This window comes from Sphingobacterium chuzhouense (genome assembly GCF_014692525.1).
GTDB classification, from domain to species: Bacteria; Bacteroidota; Bacteroidia; order Sphingobacteriales; family Sphingobacteriaceae; genus Sphingobacterium; species Sphingobacterium chuzhouense.
Map to the genome: position 1 here is coordinate 1,027,710 of NZ_JACNYL010000001.1, position 23,115 is coordinate 1,050,824.

Below are 23,115 nucleotides of genomic sequence, written 5' to 3' on the forward strand. Positions count from 1 at the left end.
ATTTGTCAGTTTTATTGCAATTGCCCCCAAAACGTTAGCTCTTGGATATAAATATAGTCCAGAAAGCCCCAGGTTTCGAGCATTTTGAAGCGCAAGTACCGAACCGGTGGTGTTCCATCGGGAAACACAAAATCTTCTCCCGCATTGGTTGCATAGAACGCATCATCGCTGGTCACAGGACCGTCCCCAGATGGCTTATATGAGTCGCATTCCATCAACAAGGTCCATCCGTCCCAGCTACCGTCTGGATTGGGTGTTTGAGCAGTACCATAGACCTCCCATTTCTTTGGCGATGCCAATTGATAAGCCCATTGCGTGCCTGGTCCTCGGTGCCAAAGTTTATACCGGCTCAGTAGTGCTGTCCTGCCCATATCAAAGGTAAACCATTGTGGCATTCCCGATCCCGGTTTTGTGTGGAACACGCCAATTCCACCGTTAGGTGCTATCCGCCCGTCCCAAATCTCAAACATATCACCTTGCGGTATATGTTTTTCCCATGTATCGGTGGGGAGGTGGTATTCAACAAATCTATCTTTCGGAATCTGCTCCTCAAATATCGGGGTACGCTCTGCATAAATCGTATCCGAAAAGTTGCTCCACCGATCCCGGATGACGGCACCAAATAGACGGGGTTCAGCAGCAAATCCACGAACTGAATGCCGTCCAAGCTTACTTTTGGTATAATAAGTCTCCACCTCTGTCATCTTATTTTCTTCCATTGTTAACACGGTGACTGCTAGACTGGCTTCTCCCGAATTTTCAAATTCAATCGTTACCCCGCCAAAAGTCTCTTCGAAGGTCAGGGAATTATATGCTTCCAATAGTGGTGGAGTCAACGGACTAACTTTGACTGTCACAGGTGTGGATTCCTTTTCCCCTTTGCTGACTGCATATAACGTAACCTCATATTCACTTTCCGACGGGAAACCATCTACCACTAAATTATCCGTGTATAAAGACGATTTCGCTTCCCGTATTACACCAGGTCGGATAGCATATACCGCCTTCACGTAGCGAAGATTCTCGTTGTTAGGCAAGATATAAGATATTCGAGCGGCTCCAGGTAAATTTTCTATCTGAACTTCTTTTATCGGATCGGGTGCTCCATCGTCATCTATCGGTGACGTATATTTCTCTTCTGAACAGCTAACTATTAGCCACAGACCAAAAATTATATATAAAAACTGTATACTTTTCATCGTATTCTCGTTAAAGTTTACCAACCTGGATTTTGTACCGTATTTCTATTTGCCAAAATTTCAACTTCCCGAATAGGCCAGAGGTAGTCTCGTGTGGTAAAGGCTTGGTTATACAATGTGCGTTCTCGGTAGTATCCTTCAGGTGTTCGCTGTTCGATATCCCAGCCAGTAATCGGTGCATTCAAAACTTCAATTGATTTTTTCCAACGTCTTAGATCCCAAAATCGTTGTCCTTCCAGCGCTAGTTCGATCAATCGCTCCTGGTGGATAATCTCTCGCAAACCTTCTTTACTCTGGGGTTTGCTGGGATTTCTGGAATGAAGCCGCCAAGCCTCCTCCACACCGGGTAAGCCAGCTCGTTCTCGAATCATATCTAAAAACTCAAAGACTTCAGGAGATGGACCATTGACTTCGTTCAATGCTTCCGCATATAATAAATATATGTTGGCTAAGCGATAAATTGGCCATGGGTATTGCTCGATAGTATAACTAGTTTCCCCTATGGAGTTTTGGTAATTCACCAGTTTTTTACCCCATATCCCTGTAAAGTTAGATTTATCCCGCGCGACATTGGAAGCTGGGTCGCCTTTTTTGGCAGATACAAACCAGGTATTGTTATCGTCAAATTTACCCATGCCATACCAAATTCCACCGTCAAAGCCTAAATTTGCGTAATATCTCGGTTCCCGGTCAAAGTTGAATTTAGCGGTAGTATATCCTTGTCGGATATAATATTTTTCAGCTTCCGTACCTACCTTTAAATTAAATCTACCGTTATAATCCCAACCGAGATCTTCCTCGATCGGCACTCCATTTTTTGTATAAAATTGGGCAGCCACTTTGAGTGGTATGGCGGCATTTCCGTGCACATTGGAATTGGCTCGCGTAGCGGGGTCCACGCCCCGAGGAGTAGACTGCCGCTGCATATTCCCCGTCATACTGTTGGTATGTCCCCAAACAATCTCATTGTTCCATTTCTCGGTTACGGCGTTCCGTATATTCATTTCTGTACGTATCTCCGGAGATACATTATATTGCAAACCACTTTGGCTGTAATAATACAGTCTGTTACCAGCCTGCTCACAAGCCTCAATTGCTTCTTTGCAGGCTGCTTTCGCCTCCTCCCATTTTTCCATCGAAAACGTGGGATTGAACAATAATTTACCTTGTTTATCCGTAAAGTTCGCATAGTCTGGATTCCCGTTGAAAAGCGGGCTCGCAGCCGTTACCAATGCGTTAGCTTTCAGCGACAAGGCAATAGGTTGCGTGATGCGACCCAATTCGGATGCCTCCGAACTGATATATAAAGGTAAATCAGGAGTCGCCTCATCTAAAAGCTCAACTACATAGCCGAAACAATCATCGACCGGATCGCGTGGTACTTTCACTTCTTCTACACCGGCGTTTATCGGTAAGTTTTCCTTTTTCAATGGAATGGGTCCATAAGCCTGAATTAAGAAAAAATGAAAATAAGCTTTCAAAAATTTAACTTCTGCAACCCATCTCCTTCTTTCACCTTCACTCAAGTCGGGAACCGTTCCGACATTTTCCAGAAAAATATTGCAGTCCCGGATAGCCTGGTACAAATCCTTTGTGCGATTACTTCCTTGACCCGTGGTTCCCTGCCAATAGTTCAAGTAAGGATTTGTTATATTTTGAAAGCCCCGGGCGATCTCCCAACCCGGCATGCGATAAAATTCGTGTAACCAAAATTCATCTCCTGCCGTCAATGCCGGATTATGTTCTATATTACTCAGCTGTGGGAGATAGCTATAGCAACTGAATAAAAATCGTTCCGCCGATACACGCATGTTAAACGCATTTTCGATAGTCGCGATATTATCGGGAACAATATCCAGATAACTTTGGCATCCCCCTAATAAAGTAAGGGCGAGACCATATATATATGTTAATAATCTTTTCATAACCAATAATTATAATGAAACTTGTAACCCTATATTGAACACTCTTTGTAATGGATACTGCAATCCGTTTCCTGCCATCTCTACATCCCACAACTTAAATTGACTGAAAGAGAACAGGTTTGTACCATTCACATACAACCGAACATTGTCCATATGCAGCCGGTCTGTCCAGTTTTTGGGAAGAGAATACCCTAGTTCGACTTGCTTAAGTCTCAAAAATGCACCGTTTCTCATAAACCAAGTACTACTCTGTGTATTATTACTGATCTGATTAACGCTAAACCGTGGAAACAAGGCATAAGCGTTTCTATTATCTTCCGACCAGTGGTCATCTGCATAAGCTTGCAACAATTGATTTGTAAATTGCGTTCCCGAATTACGTTCCGCATCACTATAATAATATGATGCGAAGGGAGCCGTAGCCTGTGGATTGATCCAGAAAGATTCTCTTGCTGCTCCTTGGAAGAAAGAGGATATATCAAAATTCTTATACCCAAAAGAAAAACCAAATCCGTAGACAATTTCGGGCATAGTCGGATATCCTATCGGTACCTGATCTAACTCGGTAATTTGTCCGTCTCCATTGATATCCCTGTACTTGATATCCCCTGCGGTATATTCTCCAAAATTCTGTCGCGGCGAATTTGCTACCTCTGCATCGTCTACGAATAAACTTTCTGCGATATAACCCCACTGTTGATTCATCGGATAGCCTACCTTGGACTTCCACCATTCGTTCTCATAATCGTATTCCTCAAATACTTTAAATGCACTGGTTGCATACGTAAAATTGGCCCGTGCCTGAATCCACATGCTATTGGAGAAATGTTGGTTATAATCCAGCGACATATCTACACCCTGACCGGTTGCTTCCCCGATATTGGCTGCCGGTGTTTGCCATAAGCCCATGGAAGCTGGAGAGGAAGCTCGTTGCTGTAAGATATTCGTCCGGTGTTCTCTAAAGTATTCACCAATAAAATTCCAACGATTCCACAATCCCAATTCGACAGCGAAATTAGTCTTTGCAGCGGTTTCCCAGGTAATATTTAGATCAGAATAGCGGCTGATAGATACCCCATTCCGGCTTTCTCCGTTATTTCTTCCAAAAACCGCACTCATGGAGGGGTCGTTGACATTCACTTCGGAGAGGTACAAAAATCTTCCAGCTCCAATGGCATCGTTACCCACTAACCCATAGGTACCTCGTAATCTCAGGTTTGTCACCACATCCTTGAGTGGTTCCCAGAATTTCTCATTGGAAACTGTCCAGGCGACACCTGCTGATGGGAAAAATCCAAACCGTTGTGCTTTATAGAACCGCTCGGTTCCGTTATATCCAAAATTAAACTCGGCATAATATCGATCATCATAAGCGTAGGTAGCGCGCCCTGACAAACCAAGGTTACGGTAGGGGAGCGATTCCTGCAATGTGGACGTGTTAGCGTCCAATGATTCCCGTAAGATATAGACCAACATCCCACTCAGGTTATGTTTGTCCGCAAAGGTGCGGTTATAATTTACGGCTGTTTCCAGATAAACAGTTGAATTAATTAACTTTTGTCCAGGCTCATAGGTTAGATAGTCTGTCCCCCTTTCTTCGTTTATTATATTCACTTGATAGGTATTTTCCCGAATATTGTATCCTCCGCGGGCATAATAGAAAGGAGAGTATTGTCGAACCAGATCAAAAAATGATATCCTCGCGGTATTGATCAAAGCACGCGCGCTCAGCCCCGGGGTTATAAAATTAAAGTTCTGACTGATCTGAAATTGCGCATTCATATTCGATCGAGCATAATCCTTATACCCTTTCACCATATCGGCATACGGATTTAAGTAATTTCCTTCCGCCGTGTTACCAAACATTATGTGTTTAACGTGCGTGTGATCATCATCGACAGGATAATAGGCGGGAAACTTGGCTGGGTTGGCCCGCATCACACGGGTATAAAAGCCACCTCCCGAGTAAATGGGACCCGTGTAGTCATCAAAAGTTCCCGAAAGTCGCGTTATTAATTCCGTGGTTGGCGTTAGATTGATGTTGACATTCGCCCGTAACGAAGAAGTCCGTAAATCAATATTATTATTAAAGTTATTCCTTGGATCGACTTTTAGGACGCCATTATCCCGGGCAAAAGTACCCGCGACATAATATCGTGCAACTTTTCCCCCTCCGCTTACGCTCAAGTTGGCTCGCTGGTTCATCGTATAGTCTTTAAACAGCTCTTTCCGCCAGTCTACGGTGGGAAAAATATAAGATCCAGATCCGGGGACAGTATTATTGATTTCCTCTTCGGTATACATCAGCTCACCAAGCGGATCCCTTGTTAAAATCGCCTCATTATTCAACCGCATGTAGGTTAGCGGATCTGCCAGTTCGATATTCCTGGTAGGCATCGATAATGAATTTTCCAACCTGAAATTAACTCTTGCTTTGCCTTCTTTTCCTTCTTTAGTAGTCACCAGAATAACACCGTTTGCACCACGGGCGCCATATAATGCGGTTGCAGTTGCATCTTTCATGATGGAGAAACTGGCGATATCATCTGGATTCAACCTAGCTAAATCAGTGCTTGAAAGTTCTATATTATCGATCAAGATGAGCGGGTCTTTCTTATACCCAAATGTGGTCACACCACGAATGAAAAACTCTGCATTATCTGCTCCTGGTTCCCCACTCCGCTGATAAGCAATGATTCCGGCGAGCCTACCTGCCAATGCGGTGGTCAGATTACTCGATGGTACTTTCAATTCTCCAGGATTGATCGATGTCACCGAGCCAATCAAATCTGTCCTTTTCTGTTTACCAAACGCCACGACAACGGCTTCCTCTATCTGAGATGTGGAGGGATGGAGTTCTACGTTGATAACAGAACGTCCGTTAACCGACACGACCTGGCTCTCATATCCCACGAGACTGAAAACCAATACAGCTTCGTCATTGGGTACATCCAGGATGTATTTGCCATCAACATCGGTAGATACAACTTTATTAAAGTTTCGAACGGAAATTGTAACGCCGGGCAAGGCGCCACCTGTCGAGTCTGTAACCGTTCCACGCACTTCTCTGATCTGCAGATCCACCTCAGCGAAAGAGTCGTAAAGTATTCGTTTTGTGTCACCACTCTTGTTTTCTCCTCCTAATGTATCAGACAGTGCCAACATACCAACAAAGAAGAGTATGAGCTTAATAGGAATATGTAACAATTTGTTCATGATATATTTAAGTTTATTGACTAGCGTACTATACTCCCGAGTAATACAGGAAATATTTTCCCTGCTTTATTCGATGATTTTTACTTCTTTAATTTAGTGTATGCAAATACGCAATTTCTTGATAAAGAAATTCGACATTTTGTTTCATTATATAGTTAGTTTGTCTTTTGTGGCATTACGTACGGTCGTGCCACACTGTAATGTTTTAGATTTTGACTTTGCTTCTCTTTCTTCTTTAGATCTTCTTCTTTGTATCGCGGCGCTTCATATTCAGTCGGAATAGCTAATTTAGAAATCTGACTAAAATACTCGAGGCAGGCATCTCTCCACCAAACAGCTTCATCTTCTTGCTCTGCCAGCAAGCGATCAACTTGCTCAAATGTTGCCGTGTCTATCTGATGGTGTATAGCGCGCCATTGCTGTTGCATTTGGCGAACACCGTCCACACCGTCATTGTACTTAAAACACAGCTCTTCCCAAAGTGTACGCCCTGACCGCATGTGATAGGACCAAGGTACATGATGGAACCACAATAATAAGCTCTCGGGACAAGTTTCGACTTGCTCAAATTTTCTCCGCAAGGGCTCTGTATATTGCGCTACCGCATTGCTGCCGGTCGACGTACGGTTGTAACCTATTCCGTCTTTATTCGCATTATGGAAACCAGCTCTCTGCCAGGGTTGAGGACCGTAATGATGTCCTCCACTGCTCAATACTGTTAACCCCAGCGGCATCATGTAGTTCACCATGTGTTCATACGAACTTTCCATGATAGCCATGATTGTCTCCACGGCTTTCGGTTCATGGGTTAGTGTCATCTCTATCCATTCCTTAGCTATCTGTTTGCTACTCAGCTCATGATCCCATGCTAAACGTCCAAAAGTATACCAGTTGGCTTGCGCGAAAGGATGACCTGTCCAATTTTGGACATCGCCAATATTTGAAACTCCAGCCATTCCTGTCATCGATTGTCCTTGCAGGGTACCATCTACAATTTGTGCCACGGGAGCATGTTGTCCATCAGTGTAAGTATCACTGTCCAGTACTTCTTTATATAGTTTCGCAAGATATACGAGATGCGTGCTAAATCCAGTATACTCTTGCGTAATCTGGAATTCCATCATTTGTGGAGTGGAAGGCAGCGCGCCGAATAAAGGAGAATAAGGCTCTCTTGGTTGAAAGTCTAACGGTCCATTCTTTGTTTGTACAAAAACATTTGGAAGAAACTGTCCATCTAAAGAGACAAATTCATCATACGGATCTTTAACTCTATCATTCCCCTTGTTCTCATATACAAATGCTCGCCAGATCAATATACCATTATGGCGGGCTAAAGATCTAGCTAAAACATTAGCACCATCAACGTGGCTCCTTCCGTAATCCTGTGGTCCCGGCTGCCCTTCTGAATTTGCTTTAACTAAAAAACCGGCGAAATCGGGTATTATACTATAAATTTCGTCTACCTTGTTGTCCCACCAACGCTGCACCTCAGGCTCAAAGGGATCTGCAGTAGGCAGTCCACTTAATGCTTTGGGCGACGCGAAGTTGATGGATATGAATAAACGAATACCGTAAGGTCTGAATACCTCTGTCAGAGCAGCCAGTTTTTCAAGATATTCTTGTGTTAATATATTGGGAGATGCATTTACATTGTTAACTGCCACCGCGTTAATTCCAATAGAGCTGTTTGCCCGAGCATAATCTACATAACGTTCATCAATCTTATTTGGCAGTTCATCCCACTTCCATATCGACAATCCGGCATAACCTCGCTCTACGGTTCGGTTCAAGTTATCCCAATGATTCAACATTCTCCATTGTACTTTGGGGGCATTTCTTATGGATAGCCCCTCTAACCTACCTCTTGTCTGCACAGTCCTTAAGAAATGGAAAGTACCGTAGAGTACACCAATATCTTCCTGCCCTACAATAAAAATTTTCCTCTTACCCTTTTCCTCGATATCCCTGATAAAATATCCTTCCTCATGGGAAGAGTTATCCTGCCGGAATTGTTTCTTTAAGCGTACGGGCAAATCCTTGTATTTAGTTAAGATCAGTTGTCCATCACGAAAACTGACTTCCTTTATATCCGTTGCCAACATCCCGCCAAGCCCTTTCTTTATTTCCTTTGCGGCAGCCTCTAATGTTTTTGAGGAACCGACAATAGTAAACGATTGCAAATGTTGTTGGCATACACGATAGTAAGCGGTATCCGTTATTTTATCATATTTAAGCCATAACCGATATCCATCATCTCCCCGACTCAGGAAAGGTAAAATTGTAAAGAGAAAAAGTATTACCGGGAAACACAAACTTCTTTTACTGCAGATCGTGTTAATTATCCATTTTTCCGTGGGTATCATATTGTTTATAAATCTGTTTACATGGTTAATATGCTAGGCATGTTAATAATAACGAGTGCAAGTAAGCAAATATGTGATGTTTAAATTCCACCTTTTGTTTCAAAAACTCATTATTTTGTCTTTCCTCTTTTAAACTTTACCCTCCCCCTTTCCAAACGAAAAACTTATGTGTAGTTTTGATGGTAACTATATATAAACGACAAAACAATCATGGAGGAGATAGTAGACCGCCCCTATAAACCTGAAATCCTTATTGTCGACGACAATATCGAGATTTTAGATTTTCTTGAAGATGATTTGAGTGATCAGTTCGAAATTATTCGAGCTCTGGACGGCGTGGAGGCATTGGAGGTTGTGAACAGAACGCTTATCCAGTTAATTGTCTGCGATGTGATGATGCCAGAAATGGATGGTTTCGAAGTTTGCAAAATTATCAAATCGACACCCAAACATGCGCACATTCCCATCATTTTGCTGACCGCAAAGAACACGCTAAATGCTAAAATTGAAGGGCTGGAAATCGGTGCCGATGCTTATATTGAAAAACCTTTTTCACCCGAATATCTTCGTGCTCAAATCCATAGTTTACTGCTTAATCGAAACAAGATAAAAGAGTTTTTCATTTCGTCTCCTTTCGTACATGTCAACACGACTAATATTCATAAAAGTGAAGAAACCTTTTTAGAAAAGATATATGAAGTTATCCAACAACACTTAGCGGATCCCAATTTGGATGTAGAAAAACTAGCCGATTTAATGAACATGAGCAGACCGACTTTATACAGGAAAATTAAATCTATATCGGACGTTTCACCTAATGAGCTTATCAATATGGCGCGATTGAAAAAAGCGACCGAACTGCTACTCCATCATGATTATAAAATATTTGAAGTTTCTTTTCTAGTCGGATTTAGTTCGCAAACCCATTTTGGCCGCAATTTCCAAAAATATTATGGGATGTCGCCCAGCGAATATGTGCATGAGGTCAATAGCAAGAAGACCAATATGTAATTTACGCCTATTTATTATCTTCTTTATGTGTGGGCCCTTGTACCTCCAGCGTTCCATCATCCAGAATCTTCATTTCATCTATAAATACCATACGCTGTTGACCTGTCCTATCTGTTCTTCCGTGATACACACACCACATCTTACCATCTTTTGTTATTAAGACACTATTATGTCCTGTGCCTGAAACCAATCCACCTTTGTGGGTATTCTTTTCCAAGACCGGGTTATTAGTCGCTTTCGTATAGGGACCTAAAGGTTGATCTGCTGTTGCATAGCCTACTGCGTAGTTCTCTCCGGCGAAATGGTTTGCAGAATACATCATATAGTAGCGTCCGCCATGCTTAAAGGTATATGATCCTTCGGTCCATCTACGATTTATTTCCTTGCTTGTCACCGATCTACTTTCCCATTCCGCTTGCATATCATTCCTTTTTACAGGTGGGCGGAGCAAAAGTACCGGTTCTCCAATGACACCCGTTAGATCAGGTTTAAGTTCCACGCCATACACCCAACTTTCTTCTATTTCATCGTATAAGCCTTTTTTCTTTGCCCAATCAGCGATTTCGGATTTGACGGGATGTTTATAGCAACAGCGGGAGTAATACAGATACTTACGCCCATCGTCAGCCACGTATACATTGGCATCGATGATAGGATAACCGGGATCAAACAATGGCTTTCCTGTTATGTCCTCAAACGGGCCTGTCGGCGTTGAGGAGACTGCAATACCTATTTTGTAATTTTCAAGTTCATTATTCGGATTTTCCTTCCAATGTGCGCTATAGAACATATAGAATTTATCTTCCCACCGATATACTTCGGGTGCCCAAAAATCTTTTGTGCCCCATGATTTCTCTTGCTCCGCGGTATACACAATACCTTCTTTTTTCCAATTTTTTAAATCTCTGGAGGAATAGGCTACAAAACCATTTGTTACACCACCGGTTCCATACATATAATAGGTATCCGAGTTGTCGTCGAATATTATATAGGGATCGCCAAATGGCACATCCAACGGGTTTACCGGCTTTACTTGCGCTTCTGCACTTAGGAAACACACCACTAAAAACATCAATAAGTTAACTATCTTTATCATAATCTCTGTTTAGAAATAAACAACGTATAATCTATGCTTTTCTTCTCAAAAACTCGGAATCTCTTTTTGGTTTTGCGAAGGTTCTCCTAGGTGAACAATCGGCCATCCGTCTTCCCAATGTACTTCATCCAACATCAGCACTCTCCGTGAGGTACCGTTCTTCAATTTATCTTGCTCCTTTCTTATGGCATGATATAATATCCAATCTTTGCCCCCTTTATCCGTAAATATACGAGAATTATGTCCAGGTCCGGCATAAATATCGTTTCCTTTCATGGCAACAGTACCGCTTTTTCTATCCCGAAGGTCGTTTCCCTCTTTGTCATAATACGGTCCTAACAGATTTTCGGATCTGCCTACTAATACGTGATATTTACTATTAGCTCCATCACAACAACTTCCTTTTGAACCAAAAAAATAATAGTAACCATCCTTTTTGTGGATCATGACAGCTTCGAAATCACCGGCTGCAATTTTAGTCGTCTCCTGCAAGCTTTTCACCTTTGTAGCCTTGTCTTTCAATTTCACCGCAAAAGTTCCCTGCTTGGCACTCCTATCAAAGCTCCCCCAAAAAAGATATTCCTTACCATCTTCTTCCATGTAAAACGGATCGATCGAATTCGGCACGTCTATTTCTTTACTTGTAAATAATTTCCCTTGGTCCACAAAGGGTCCTTTAGGACTATCGGCAATAGCTAGACCAATGCCGGGATTATCATCGCCCCAAGTAGACATCGAATAATAGAGATAATATTTATCGTGTATGTAATTGATATCCGGCGCCCATAACCAACCCTCCTTTTTCCACGTTGGCTTTTGTTGAAAAGCTTCACCCACATAAGTCCAATCCGACAAATTAGTGGATTCCAAAATAGGCACCAAGCGAGCAGCATTTCCATCAGCCCAATTGTCTTCCGTACCATATGCATAAAACAACCCCGTCTGTTCGTCATGTACGATCGTGGGATCTGCGAGTACAGGTTCAAACACCGGATTTGTAAAATATTTGTTTTTTGCCTTGTCTGATGGATCTTTAACCATACCGGAATTTGCACAGCTCCAACAGGCAACAGAAAGCAAAAAAACCGGGAGAAAGCCTAACTTCTTATTTAGCATCAAAATTGTCTTATTCTTTAATAATGATTATTCTTAAATTATACACCTACCAAAAGTCTATAATCGTCTCTAAACATTATGTACATTTTGTGTCAATAAATACTTAAATTGTCTCATTAAAAACAGAAAGCTGATAAAACGTTGAGTTTAGCTTACTTTTGATCTGTAGCTGTATCCATGTCCAGATTTAGAAACGTCGTTGTATTGATATTTGTGCTATACGCTTTAGGTGGGTATAGCCAAATGTACTATTTCAATCATTACACAGTAGATCAGGGGTTGTCTAATAATTCCATTTTGTGTTCGGTACAAGACGAAGATGGATTTTTATGGTTCGGCAGCAAAAATGGTTTGAATCGGTTTGATGGTAACCAGTTCAAAATTTATCAAAGCGACCCTTCTATGCAGAATGGGTTGGAGAGCAACTTCATCCGACAGCTATTGGTGTATAAAGACCATACGATTTGGGTAGGCACCGATCAAGGGATTTATATTTTCGACAAAGAGAAAGAACAATTCCACATCTTCCGTGACGATATACGCGGTGAAGTTTTATCTATCCAGAAAGACCATAATGAACAGATATGGTTTGTGGCCAACCTCACACTATACCATTATCAACCAGCGACCGACGAACTACGCCAGTTGACCAAGCCACGCGATTTTTTTGTTTCAGCCGTAACAATAGACAGTTCGGGAAATACTTGGTATACGACCCATAGGGGACGCTTATTTTGTGTACAGAATCAGCGTGAGATCAACCTCAACGAAGCTCTTGAAGCAAAAGACATTTGGGTGGAAAAACTGTATACGGACAAACAGGGATATATCCTGGCTGGGACAAGAAACCATGGACTGTTGCGCATTTCACCTCATGATCTGTCGGTTGAACGTATTCTCCAGACAAGTACGGAAAGCAAAAGTCTTTTTGTTCGGGATATCCTCCATTTGAATCAGGAATATTGGGTAGCAACGGAATCAGGAATATTTATATATGATACGAAAACCGGTCTCACCAAAAAACTCAGTTATGAGAATGACAATCCCTGGAGTCTTTCGGACAACGCAGTGTATACCTTATGCCGCGATCACGAAGGAGGGTTATGGGCAGGCACTTATTTTGGCGGTCTAAATTACTATCATCCCCAATTGGATTTGTTTGAAAAAATATTCCCCCGAAGTCAAAAGCCATCCATTTTAGGGTATGCTGTTCGTGAAATGGAAGAGGATCGGCATGGAAATATTTGGATAGGTACTGAAGACAAAGGTCTCAGTTGTTGGAATCCCCACCTCGGAACTTTTGCACACTACGGTATTGCAGAAGGGCTATCCCATAACAACATCCACGGGTTACTGTTGGTAGGTGACACCCTATTAATCGGCACCTTTGATAAAGGGCTCGACTTATTTGACACTCGCCGCAAAAAGTTAATTGCACATTACGATAGCTATAACACCAACAACAGTCTCCGGAGTAACTTCATTTACCATATCTACAAAACCCGATCAGGAACCATCTACCTTGCGACAGTTCGGGGGTTACATATTTTTGATCAGAAAAAAGGAACTTTTACACTGTCCACTAAAGTCCCTAACTATATTTTTTATACAACCATTTTTGAAGATTCGCAAGGTAATATCTGGTTGGGAACATGGCGGGATGGACTATTTAAATACGACCCTGCTACAGATCAAACGAGTCGATATACGCATGACATACAACAGCCTTATTCCTTAAATAGCAATAGAGTAAACCACATTCATGAACTTTCTACGGGGGCGATATGGGTAGCAACTGAAAACGGAATTGCTATTCTAAATGAAAATAAAAAAGATTTTAACAGAATTACCACTGCCGATGGTCTTCCCAGCAATCTCATTCTCACGCTTACGGAAGATTCTTTTCACACTCTTTGGATATCAACGTCGCATGGGCTTGTCAGTTATCATATACAAACCGGCAGTATGCAAATATACAACAGAGAAAGAGGGATAATTGGATTACAATTTAATTACAACTCGGTATTAGACACTGATAACTTCATCTATTTTGGAGCACTTGGTGGGATGATCCGATTCAATCCGAAGCTTATTCAACGTCATTCTGCTCCTTCAAAAATTCCTATTTATTTTACTCGTCTTCAAGTACAGCACAAGGAAGTTCTCGCGTCCAACCCCAATACTATTTTGGATACCGCTATTGCCTATACACATGCCCTTACCTTGGAGCATGACCAATCGACTTTCAGTATTGAGTTTGCAGCTATGACATTCCTCTCTCCACAATCAAAGGTATATCGCTATAAACTTGATGGATATGATAACAGATGGATTACCTTACAAAACAGCAATACGGCTTATTTCACACAGGTACCGGCGGGCAAATACACGCTTCGCGTGCAATTGACAGAAATTGATGGTACTCCTCTGTCTCTTGAAAAAACACTTCACATCACTATCCGCCCTTCTATATGGTTGTCTCCTTTTGCCTACATCTGTTATGGGTTGGCTATATTGCTTATCATCGGGTATATACTTTGGAGCTACGACAGAAATATCAAAGAAAAAAACCGAAAACGTTTGGAGGCACTTAAAATCCATCGTGAAAGAGCTTTGTACAAAGCGAAAATTGATTTCTTTACCAATATTGCCCATGATATCAAAACACCGCTTACATTAATAAAAGCTCCATTGGAAAAGATAATGTCTAAAATTGATGGGCAATCTCCATTAATCAAGTGGTTACATACGATAGAACGAAATACTAACAAATTGGTCTTGATGACCAACCAATTGTTGGATTTCAGAAAAATCGAGTCGGATAGTTTTAAATTGTATTTTACACCTGTACATATTAACCAGCTCCTAAAGGAAATCGTTGTTGATAACAACACGCTCATCCATTACAAAAAGATTAAATTATCTTGGCAATTAAATGCTCCCGAGCCGTTAACACTCGACAGGGAAACCGTATCAAAAATTATAACCAATCTATTAAGCAACGCGATAAAATATACACGTGACTATATTCATATAACAACCGAAGTTATTGCTGATAAGCAGCTGAGGATTACCTTCAAAAATGATGGAAATCTAGTCCCAAAAGAAGAGATCGAAGATGTCTTCAAACCATTTTATAGAGCAAAAAAACATGCGGATAAAGCCGAAGGCACCGGTTTGGGCTTATCACTCGCGCGGTCGCTCGCCGAACTGCACGGAGGTACACTCCTTATGCAGCTGGATGAAAATGAAAACATATTTATCCTTACATTGCCGCTTCAAGACAAATCTTAAACTTTATAATATTGCTCCCAACCTTTTGCTGGTGGTGGCCCTACCAATAATGCATTTGCAAATTTATCATTGACAATTTCTTTTTTTACTGGATCGAATTCTATTTTGGTGTTTAGTCGTTGTGTAATGACGCCCAGGCAAAATACTTGACTTAACGGCCCTGCTATCTCGAAAGGAGATCTGGTTTTCTCTTCGCCTTTGCAAGCTTTCAAAAAGTTTGCAAAATGGTTTGACGGTGATGGAGGAACTTCCGGAAGCTTATTCGCTAAGTCCTTCGCTTTCGATTCGGGGATAATTTGTAGCGTACTCGCGTGCGACCCGCCTTTAAATGTTAGGTCTTTCCCGTAGATAATCTTTCCCGGATTGAGTTTTGCAGGCTCAATATCTCCTGTACTTGGCGGCGGGATGTTAGGATCCAGACCAGAAACGCCATAGCCCTCTGGTATTTTAGGTAGGTTATCCAATCCGTCGTACCAAGTGATGTCTAAAGCTGGCATCTTTTTACGTTTCGGAAAATGAAATTTAATAGTAGATGACATTGGGAAAAAGAAAGCGTTATGTCCTTCCAAGTACGTAGCTTCAACTTGGCTTGGCAGACCAAGTTCCAGAAACTCATGCGCTGTATCAAGAATATGTGCCCCCCAATCGCCTAATGCGCCCATACCGAAATCATACCAACAACGCCATTGACCATTCACAAAGTCTTTATTATAGCTATGCCCTAATGTTTGCATTTGCCATAATTCCCAGTCCAAGGTATTCGGGATCTTTTCTGCAGGCGGAAAATTTTTGATATTCGTATCCCATCCGTGCCATCGACGTGGCATATTCATGTGGGCATCAATTCTAGTTACATCTTTAATGATTCCCGCATCTTTCCAAGCTTTAAACTGGAAGTAATTCGCTTCTGAATGTCCTTGGTTACCCATTTGCGTGACTACCTTGCTATGCTTTTTCGCTTTTTGCATCATCAATTCCACTTCCCAGAACGTCTGTGCCATCGGCTTCTCGACATATACGTGTTTACCTAATTCCAAGGCCGTCATGGTGATTGCAAAATGGGCAAAATCCGGCGTGCCAATTGATACCGCATCAATTTGATTTCCCATCTTATCAAACATTTCTCTAAAATCCTGGTATCTCGGGACATTTGGAAACATCTTTAAAATCTCCTGCGTATGTTTGGCGTTCATATCTACATCGCAGAGTGCTACAATGTTACAAAGCCCTGTTTTGTACAAATCCCGGATAATTTCCCCTCCACGGAATCCCACACCTATACAGGCCAGATTCACGCGTTCATTGGCAGAAGCAAACGGGATTTTTCCTAACAGACTATTGGATAGTATCACGCCACCGCCTACCATAGCAGCACGGCTAATAAAACTACGACGCGAAAGGTAATGGTTCATATTCTAATTTTTTACAGGTAATTACTTCGATTTTTTAATTTTGATATTTCTAAACGAAACGTTGTCTCCATGATCCTGCAAGAGAATGTGTCCCTGCTCAGCTCCCCCAAAATTCTCCCAATCCTTATATTTACTCTTTGCTACCAAATCAAGATATTCTTCGGATCCACGCTTATATTCTACCATTTTAGCACCATTTAAATAATGCGTTACGGTTCCGTCTTCAGAAACTAGTATTCTTCCACGATTCCACTCTCCTATAGGTCTACGAGAACGTGCATCACTGTTTGAAGTTATTAAATCATATAGAGAAGCCAACGTACGGTTTCCGTCGCGTCCCATTTTTGCATCTGGATGCAGTTTGTCATCCAAAATCTGGTATTCCAATCCAATCGCTGACCCTTCGGTTTTTTCTTTCAGTGTCACAAAATACTTTACACCACTATTAGCACCAGGTGTCATCTTGAATTCAAAAGAAAGATCAAAAACGGCATATTGATCACGTGTGATAATATCCCCTCCATTTGTTGATTCCCCTCCATCAGATTTCAATACCGTAATTTCACCATTACCTACTTCCCAACCTTTCTCAGGAAAGGCATCACCATGCACGCTACGCCATTTGTCGGCTGTGTTGCCATCGAAAAGCAATTCAACACCGGATTTCTTCTCGGCATCGCTCAAATCATTGGGTTTAAGGTTTACGACAAATACATCTTCCGGAAAATCTGTTGGTTTCAGGTCTTCTGTTTGTATACGGATATTTTTGAAGTACACTTTCTGGCCATCCAAGCGGTCTGGAATGCTGTGCACCTGTAAACCGATGAAACCGGATTTGTCGAGCGTATCAATAACATACGCCGTCGGAATATCATTCACCCAGACGCGCAGATCATCCCCTATGGCTTCGATACGGTAATGATTATATTCATTGACTTTGTACGCTGTTTTGGCTTTTTCGTTAAGATCCAATGGGTACAGCCACATACGGCGTGCTTCGTCGTAAATACCTCCTGCCCAAGCCCTTGGCGTCGGATCCACCTCTACTTGTCTACCATAGACCCTCCCTTTGCCGTTATTCCCATTCGGGTCGATATGACTGCGGGTCTGGATACCCGAATTCGTTTCGGTACCCTCCAATTTAATATCAACCTCTAATATAAAATCCCCGTATTCCTTCTCGGTAATCAAGAATGAATTTGGCGTTCCCTTGGTCATCGTACCTACAATAACGCCATCTTCAACGGTGTATGGCGCGTCTCCGCCTACTGATTTCCATCCTTCTAGTGTCTTACCGTCAAAAAGATCTATCCATTTACCTCCGTTTTGCGCTTCGCTCGGGGATTGACAGGCAGCAAATCCGATAGCGGTAGCGACTAAAAATTTTGATATTGTGTTCATTTCTTAGTATTTATTAGATATTAGTATTTATTATACTTTTGGTAATTTATAACCATTATGGTATTTCGCCAATAGGTAGTCATTCGCTTTTTTATCTGTAAATTTACGTTTCGTACGATCCCAATACAATTTTTCACCAGTTCGGTAGGCGATATTCCCCATTTGAGAAAATACAGCAATATGTGCTCCGACCTGAATAGGTGCATTAACCAACGTATGATCTTTTTTTGCTATAGCTTGGACAAAGTTTTTCATGTGCGTATCCAAACCGTTATCTTTAGGTTTTTGAAGTGCGACGGCTTCCATTTTTCCTTTTTCGGCAATAACTTCCCAACCGCCCCTATTCAATACCAACGTGCCATTATCTCCGATAAATGCCACACCATGATTTCTGCCATACGGCCCGAGGCTAATACCTATAGCATGTTCCCATTGAATACTAAAATCTTCAAATTCATAAACAACACTCAACGTATCCGGTGTTTCCGAAGCGCCATTTGGATCTGCATATTTACCTCCTGATGCCATGACCGACACAGGATCTGATACCTTCATGCCCAGTAGCGCGTAGTCCAGCATGTGTACACCCCAATCGGTCATGAGTCCACCGGCATAGTCCCAAAACCAACGAAATTCAAAATGAAATCTATTGGGGTTAAATGGACGTTTTGTGGCGGGGCCTAACCACAGATCATAATGTACACCTTCCGGAACAGGAATATCAGGCTTCTGTTGGATTGTCTTTTTCCAATCCACATAAGACCAAGCCTTTACTGTTCTAATTTTCCCTAATCTTCCAGAGTGTACAAAATCGATGGCATCCCGAAAATGTTGCTGACTGCGTTGCCATTGACCGACCTGAACAATACTGGAACTATTATCAACAGCTTTCACCATGATATCGCATTCTTGTACTGAATTGCCGATAGGCTTTTCGAGATATACATGCTTTCCTGCTTTCACTGCATCTATAAGCTGCAGGCAATGCCAATGATCTGGCGTGGCTATAATAACAATGTCCACTATATCCCCTTCCAGCATATCTTTATAGGAGACGAACGTCTTCACATCAATTCCGCGTTCGGACAATTCAAACGTACGTTTCTTTAACACGTTTTCATCCGCATCACACAGTGCGGTACAGCGAACGTTTGGTTGCTTTAAAAGTGCATTTAAGTTTGACCATCCCATTCCATGTACTCCAATCAATCCTACCCTAAGCTCCGTTTGGTTGGCAAAAGCTGTAGAAAAAGGTATAAAAGCTGATGCTGCAAAAATGGATGAAATCTTTATAAAATCTTTTCTGTTCATTTAGCGCGTTCTTTTTCCGATTTCAAGAAATTCAATCTTACTATTCGGGTCTACAATTAACCCAAATGTAAAGAATATCGAACGCACTTTCTGTACTCGTAATATTTAATTTACGAAAACGTTGTAATTTATGCAATGGATTAATTATACCTCTGTCGGCATTGAAATGTCGTGCGTATAAGGAATTCTACAATAATTCCGTTCCGTTAGAAGGAATGACCTTGATAGCCGTCAATTCCAGATCAAACTGTTTCTGATAAATAGGTGCCAATCGATCAACCAATAAATCTTGGAAAGATTTCTTCACTAAGTTTATAGTACAACCACCAAAACCGCCACCCATCATTCGCGCGCCTATCACCTCTGGAAAAGATTTCACATAGTCTACCAAGAAATCAAGTTCGCGACAGCTTACTTCATACTCCTTACTTAATCCTTCATGTGCGCGAAACATTTGCCTGCCTACTGTTTCCAAATCGCCCTGTTCCAATGCTTCACATGCACTATTCAACCGTTCATTCTCTTCTACAACAAACCGACATTTGACATATACATCCATATCCACTGGCTTAACATGACTTTCCAGCATATCCAAAGTCATATCACGTAAGCTCTTCACCTCCGGAAATTGTTGTTGTACCAAACGGACACCTTCTTCACAGGAAGCTCGTCTGTCGTTATAAGCGGACGAAGCAAGAGAATGTTTTACATTGGTATTCAATAATAAGATTGCATAATCGCCTAATTCCAATGGTTTATAAGAAAACGAAAGATCTCGGCAATCCAGCTTTACTACATGATCGGCCTTGCTCATTACGGATGCAAACTGATCCATAATGCCACATTTTACGCCGGCATACGTATGTTCAGCCTGCTGCCCTATTTTTGCAATATCGACGCGTCCTATTTCCAAATCAAAGAGTACGTTGAGTGCAAAACCCGCAGCACACTCCAGTGCTGCTGAGGATGACAGTCCAGCCCCCAAAGGAACATCACCATCAATATACATATCAAACCCTCTTAACATAGCTCCTCTTAACTGAAGCTGATGCACTACGCCAAGCACATAGTTAGGCCAGCCCTGTTCTACAGGTTGTATCTCGCTTATTGGAATTTCAAAATATGCTTTAAAATCTTCTGCATATAAACGGATGATATCGTCGTCTCGCTTGCCTACACCCACATAAATCGCTTTATCGATTGCTGTGGGAAGCACAAAGCCTTCGTTGTAATCCGTATGTTCGCCAATAATGTTAATTCTTCCCGGCGAACGTATTACGTGTACAGGGGCATATCCAAAAACGGTTGTATATCTTTCTTCTATTTGTTGTTTAGAAATCATGTATTTATCCTTTGTAATGAATCGTAGATTGTTGTTTTAGTGTGTTTGCTGCTTGTTCGGGCGTAATATCACGTTGCGGTGTAGCCAACATCTCATAGCCTACCATAAATTTTTTGACGGTAGCGGAACGCAATAACGGTGGATAAAAATGCATGTGCCAATGCCATTCGGGATGTTCCCCCATATTTACGGGCGATTGGTGCATACCTGCCGAGTAAGGAAAAGACGTCTTAAAAATATTATCGTAACGAATCGTTAACTCTTGTAATGTACGCGCAAAGTCTTCTTTCTCGTCTTCTGTAAATTCTAAAATTGAAGATACCGGACGTTTGCTGACAATCATCGTTTCGTAAGGCCAAGCAGCCCAGAAAGGAACAAGGGCTACAAAATGTTCGTTATTGATAATGATACGTTCATCTTTCTTCAATTCAAGTGCCACATAATCTTGAAGAAGTGTACGTCCATGCTGTTGAAAATAAGCTTTCTGCTGTGTACTCTCTTTTTCTATCTCTACAGGCAATGAGCTTTCAGCCCAAATCTGACCATGTGGATGTGGATTACTACACCCCATGATACTGCCTTTATTTTCAAATATCTGAATATACTTTATCCATTCTTTTGCGGACAGCTCTCTGAATTCCTTTTGCCAAAGATCCACTACTGCTTTGATGGCCAGCAAATCCATTTGGGGAAGGGTCAAATCATGGCGAGGCGAAAAGGAGATGACTTTACATATCCCTCTTTCGGATTCAGCAATGAGCAAGTTTTCCTCATCAAATTGCTCGATGGATGTTTCTTCCAATAAAGCCGAAAAGTCATTAACAAATACGAAACTATCTTTGTAATCGGGGTTTTGTGTACCGTCTGCGCGTTTATTACCTGGGCATAAATAACACTTTGGGTCGTACTGTGGACGATTGTCCGGTGCTAAATCCTCGACCTGTCCTTGCCAAGGGCGTTTACTACGATGTGGAGAAACAAGAATATAATCTCCTGTTAAAAGATTCTTACGTTTGTGTGGTTGTTCTGCAAAATCTAACATGGTTTAAGGTTATATTTTTATAAATATCACCTTTTTTTTGCAAAATCAAAATAGAAAGGACATAAAAGTGTCAATATTACACTTTATGTTATTCACCAGTAGCTAAGAAAGAATTGGCTTTTCTCCTTTTATCAATTCAAAAACAGTAATTTCTGGCAAAATTCCTACACGTCCGGGATATCCTAAAAACCCATAACCTACGTTTACGTAGAGTTTTTGATTTTGCTCCTCATAAAGCCCAGCCCATTCTTTATATACGTATTTGGCGGGGCTCCACTGGAAATGTTCTCCACGAACGCCGAACTGCATTCCATGTGTATGTCCTGCAAACATGACATCAACATCGGTATCTAATACCTGTGCTCGCCAATGCGATGGATCATGTGATAGCAGCAACTTCACGGGAGATTCTTCCGTTCCCATCAGTGCCTTTTTCAAATCCCCTTTCTTCGGAAAACGACCTGTACCCCAGTTTTCCACTCCAACAATGGATATCTTCTCGTTATTCACCTCTATATCGCGATTCTCATCCAACAGCAAATCCCACCCCATTACCTTATGTGTTTCTTTGAGGTTTTTCAAGTTTTTACGCTTTGCTGCAGAATCCTCTCTACCAAAATAGTAATCTCCGTAATCATGATTCCCCAATACGGAATACACCCCTAAATCTGCTTTTAGCTTCGTAAAAATATCTTGATAATCCCGCATTTCGGAAGCAACATTATTGACTAGATCGCCTGTAAAAAACACGGCGTCGGGCTTTTCTCCCATCAACATTTCTATGCCGCCCAATACCGCTTTCTTATTATAAAAAGAACCCGAATGTACATCCGATATTTGTGCGACGCGCATGCCATGAAAGGATGCTGGTAGATTAGGTAAATACAGTTTCTGACGAATGACTTTATAATCATACCCGCCGGAAATCATACCCCATGACAAAGGAAATATAGGCAATGACGCTACCAGTATTCCGGATTTAGTTAAAAACTCTGAACGGGAAATACCATTCACCGGTTTTTCTGGTAAGGGTTCCGAAAGTTCTTCTACCCGCTCTGGTAAACTTTCGTTTCTGCGCGGTGAGAAAAGCTTTGCTACCCAAATCCCACCCCGACGAATATCGTCGAGAAGCAAGACGACAATGAAAATAAACTTACTAGCCGCCGTCATGAAAAACGCGACTAAAATAACCGATCTATATGCTAACGGAAGGTTGAACTTTGCCGAGATATAGAGTCCTAATAAAAGGGCAATAGAATAGCCCCACCACATTACCGAAAACCACTTTGTTTTCGCTACTTTAATTTTCGTCGCTCGTAAAGCAAAGAAAATATAAAAGTCAAAAACAAGCAGCAATATTGCGTTAAATATTAACATATTAATCTTT

14 protein-coding genes are annotated in these 23,115 nt (G+C 41.6%); 2 read left to right on the forward strand and 12 right to left on the reverse strand.

The window, feature by feature from the left end; all coding sequences use genetic code 11:
- Positions 1 to 11: 11 nt before the first annotated feature.
- The 4 genes from H8B21_RS03925 to H8B21_RS03940 form a co-directional block, all read right to left on the reverse strand.
- Positions 12 to 1,199, reverse strand: coding sequence for a DUF5000 domain-containing lipoprotein (locus tag H8B21_RS03925; RefSeq protein ID WP_190312460.1), 1,188 nt, complete (start codon positions 1,197 to 1,199; stop codon positions 12 to 14).
- Positions 1,200 to 1,216: 17 nt separating this feature from the next.
- A complete protein-coding gene (locus H8B21_RS03930; RefSeq protein ID WP_190312461.1) occupies positions 1,217 to 3,124 on the reverse strand; it encodes a RagB/SusD family nutrient uptake outer membrane protein in 1,908 nt (635 codons plus the stop codon).
- Positions 3,125 to 3,133: 9 nt separating this feature from the next.
- Entirely contained in the window at positions 3,134 to 6,340 is a 3,207-nt protein-coding gene (locus H8B21_RS03935) for a SusC/RagA family TonB-linked outer membrane protein (RefSeq protein WP_223814820.1), read from the reverse strand.
- Between the two features lie 155 nt (positions 6,341 to 6,495).
- The gene (locus H8B21_RS03940; RefSeq protein ID WP_190312462.1) at positions 6,496 to 8,703 is read right to left on the reverse strand and encodes an alpha-glucuronidase family glycosyl hydrolase; all 2,208 of its coding nucleotides are present in this window, start codon (positions 8,701 to 8,703) and stop codon (positions 6,496 to 6,498) included.
- Positions 8,704 to 8,913: 210 nt separating this feature from the next.
- On the opposite strand from H8B21_RS03940, the gene H8B21_RS03945 reads away from it, so the two are divergent.
- Positions 8,914 to 9,714: a response regulator transcription factor gene (locus H8B21_RS03945; RefSeq protein WP_190312463.1), complete on the forward strand. Its 801-nt coding sequence runs from the start codon at positions 8,914 to 8,916 to the stop codon at positions 9,712 to 9,714.
- 7 nt (positions 9,715 to 9,721) lie between these two features.
- Here H8B21_RS03945 and H8B21_RS03950 read toward each other — a convergent pair whose 3' ends face one another.
- Together H8B21_RS03950 and H8B21_RS03955 are read right to left on the reverse strand one after the other, a co-directional pair.
- Complete coding sequence (locus H8B21_RS03950) at positions 9,722 to 10,810, reverse strand: glycoside hydrolase family 43 protein (RefSeq protein WP_190312464.1); 1,089 nt, start codon at positions 10,808 to 10,810, stop codon at positions 9,722 to 9,724.
- Between the two features lie 45 nt (positions 10,811 to 10,855).
- Complete coding sequence (locus tag H8B21_RS03955; protein WP_190312465.1) at positions 10,856 to 11,926, reverse strand: family 43 glycosylhydrolase; 1,071 nt, start codon at positions 11,924 to 11,926, stop codon at positions 10,856 to 10,858.
- Between the two features lie 177 nt (positions 11,927 to 12,103).
- Here H8B21_RS03955 and H8B21_RS03960 point away from each other — a divergent pair, with 177 nt between their 5' ends.
- On the forward strand, positions 12,104 to 15,220 hold the full coding sequence (locus H8B21_RS03960) for a ligand-binding sensor domain-containing protein (RefSeq protein WP_190312466.1): 3,117 nt from the start codon (positions 12,104 to 12,106) through the stop codon (positions 15,218 to 15,220).
- On the opposite strand, the gene H8B21_RS03965 is transcribed toward H8B21_RS03960, so the two are convergent.
- The 6 genes from H8B21_RS03965 to H8B21_RS03990 all read right to left on the reverse strand — a co-directional run bounded on the left by H8B21_RS03965 (position 15,217) and on the right by H8B21_RS03990 (position 23,105).
- Positions 15,217 to 16,632, reverse strand: coding sequence for a Gfo/Idh/MocA family oxidoreductase (locus tag H8B21_RS03965; protein WP_190312467.1), 1,416 nt, complete (start codon positions 16,630 to 16,632; stop codon positions 15,217 to 15,219). The two genes, H8B21_RS03960 and H8B21_RS03965, sit on opposite strands and share 4 nt — an antisense overlap.
- A 21-nt stretch (positions 16,633 to 16,653) precedes the next feature.
- Positions 16,654 to 18,033, reverse strand: a complete 1,380-nt coding sequence (locus tag H8B21_RS03970; RefSeq protein ID WP_190312468.1) for a 3-keto-disaccharide hydrolase — start codon at positions 18,031 to 18,033, stop codon at positions 16,654 to 16,656.
- 30 nt (positions 18,034 to 18,063) lie between these two features.
- Complete coding sequence (locus tag H8B21_RS03975; RefSeq protein WP_190312469.1) at positions 18,064 to 19,344, reverse strand: Gfo/Idh/MocA family protein; 1,281 nt, start codon at positions 19,342 to 19,344, stop codon at positions 18,064 to 18,066.
- A 187-nt stretch (positions 19,345 to 19,531) separates the two neighbouring features.
- Entirely contained in the window at positions 19,532 to 20,686 is a 1,155-nt protein-coding gene (gene galK, locus H8B21_RS03980; protein ID WP_190312470.1) for a galactokinase, read from the reverse strand.
- A gap of 4 nt (positions 20,687 to 20,690) precedes the next feature.
- A complete protein-coding gene (locus H8B21_RS03985; RefSeq protein ID WP_190312471.1) occupies positions 20,691 to 21,728 on the reverse strand; it encodes a UDP-glucose--hexose-1-phosphate uridylyltransferase in 1,038 nt (345 codons plus the stop codon).
- A 102-nt stretch (positions 21,729 to 21,830) separates the two neighbouring features.
- On the reverse strand, positions 21,831 to 23,105 hold the full coding sequence (locus H8B21_RS03990) for a metallophosphoesterase (protein ID WP_190312472.1): 1,275 nt from the start codon (positions 23,103 to 23,105) through the stop codon (positions 21,831 to 21,833).
- Positions 23,106 to 23,115: the final 10 nt, after the last annotated feature.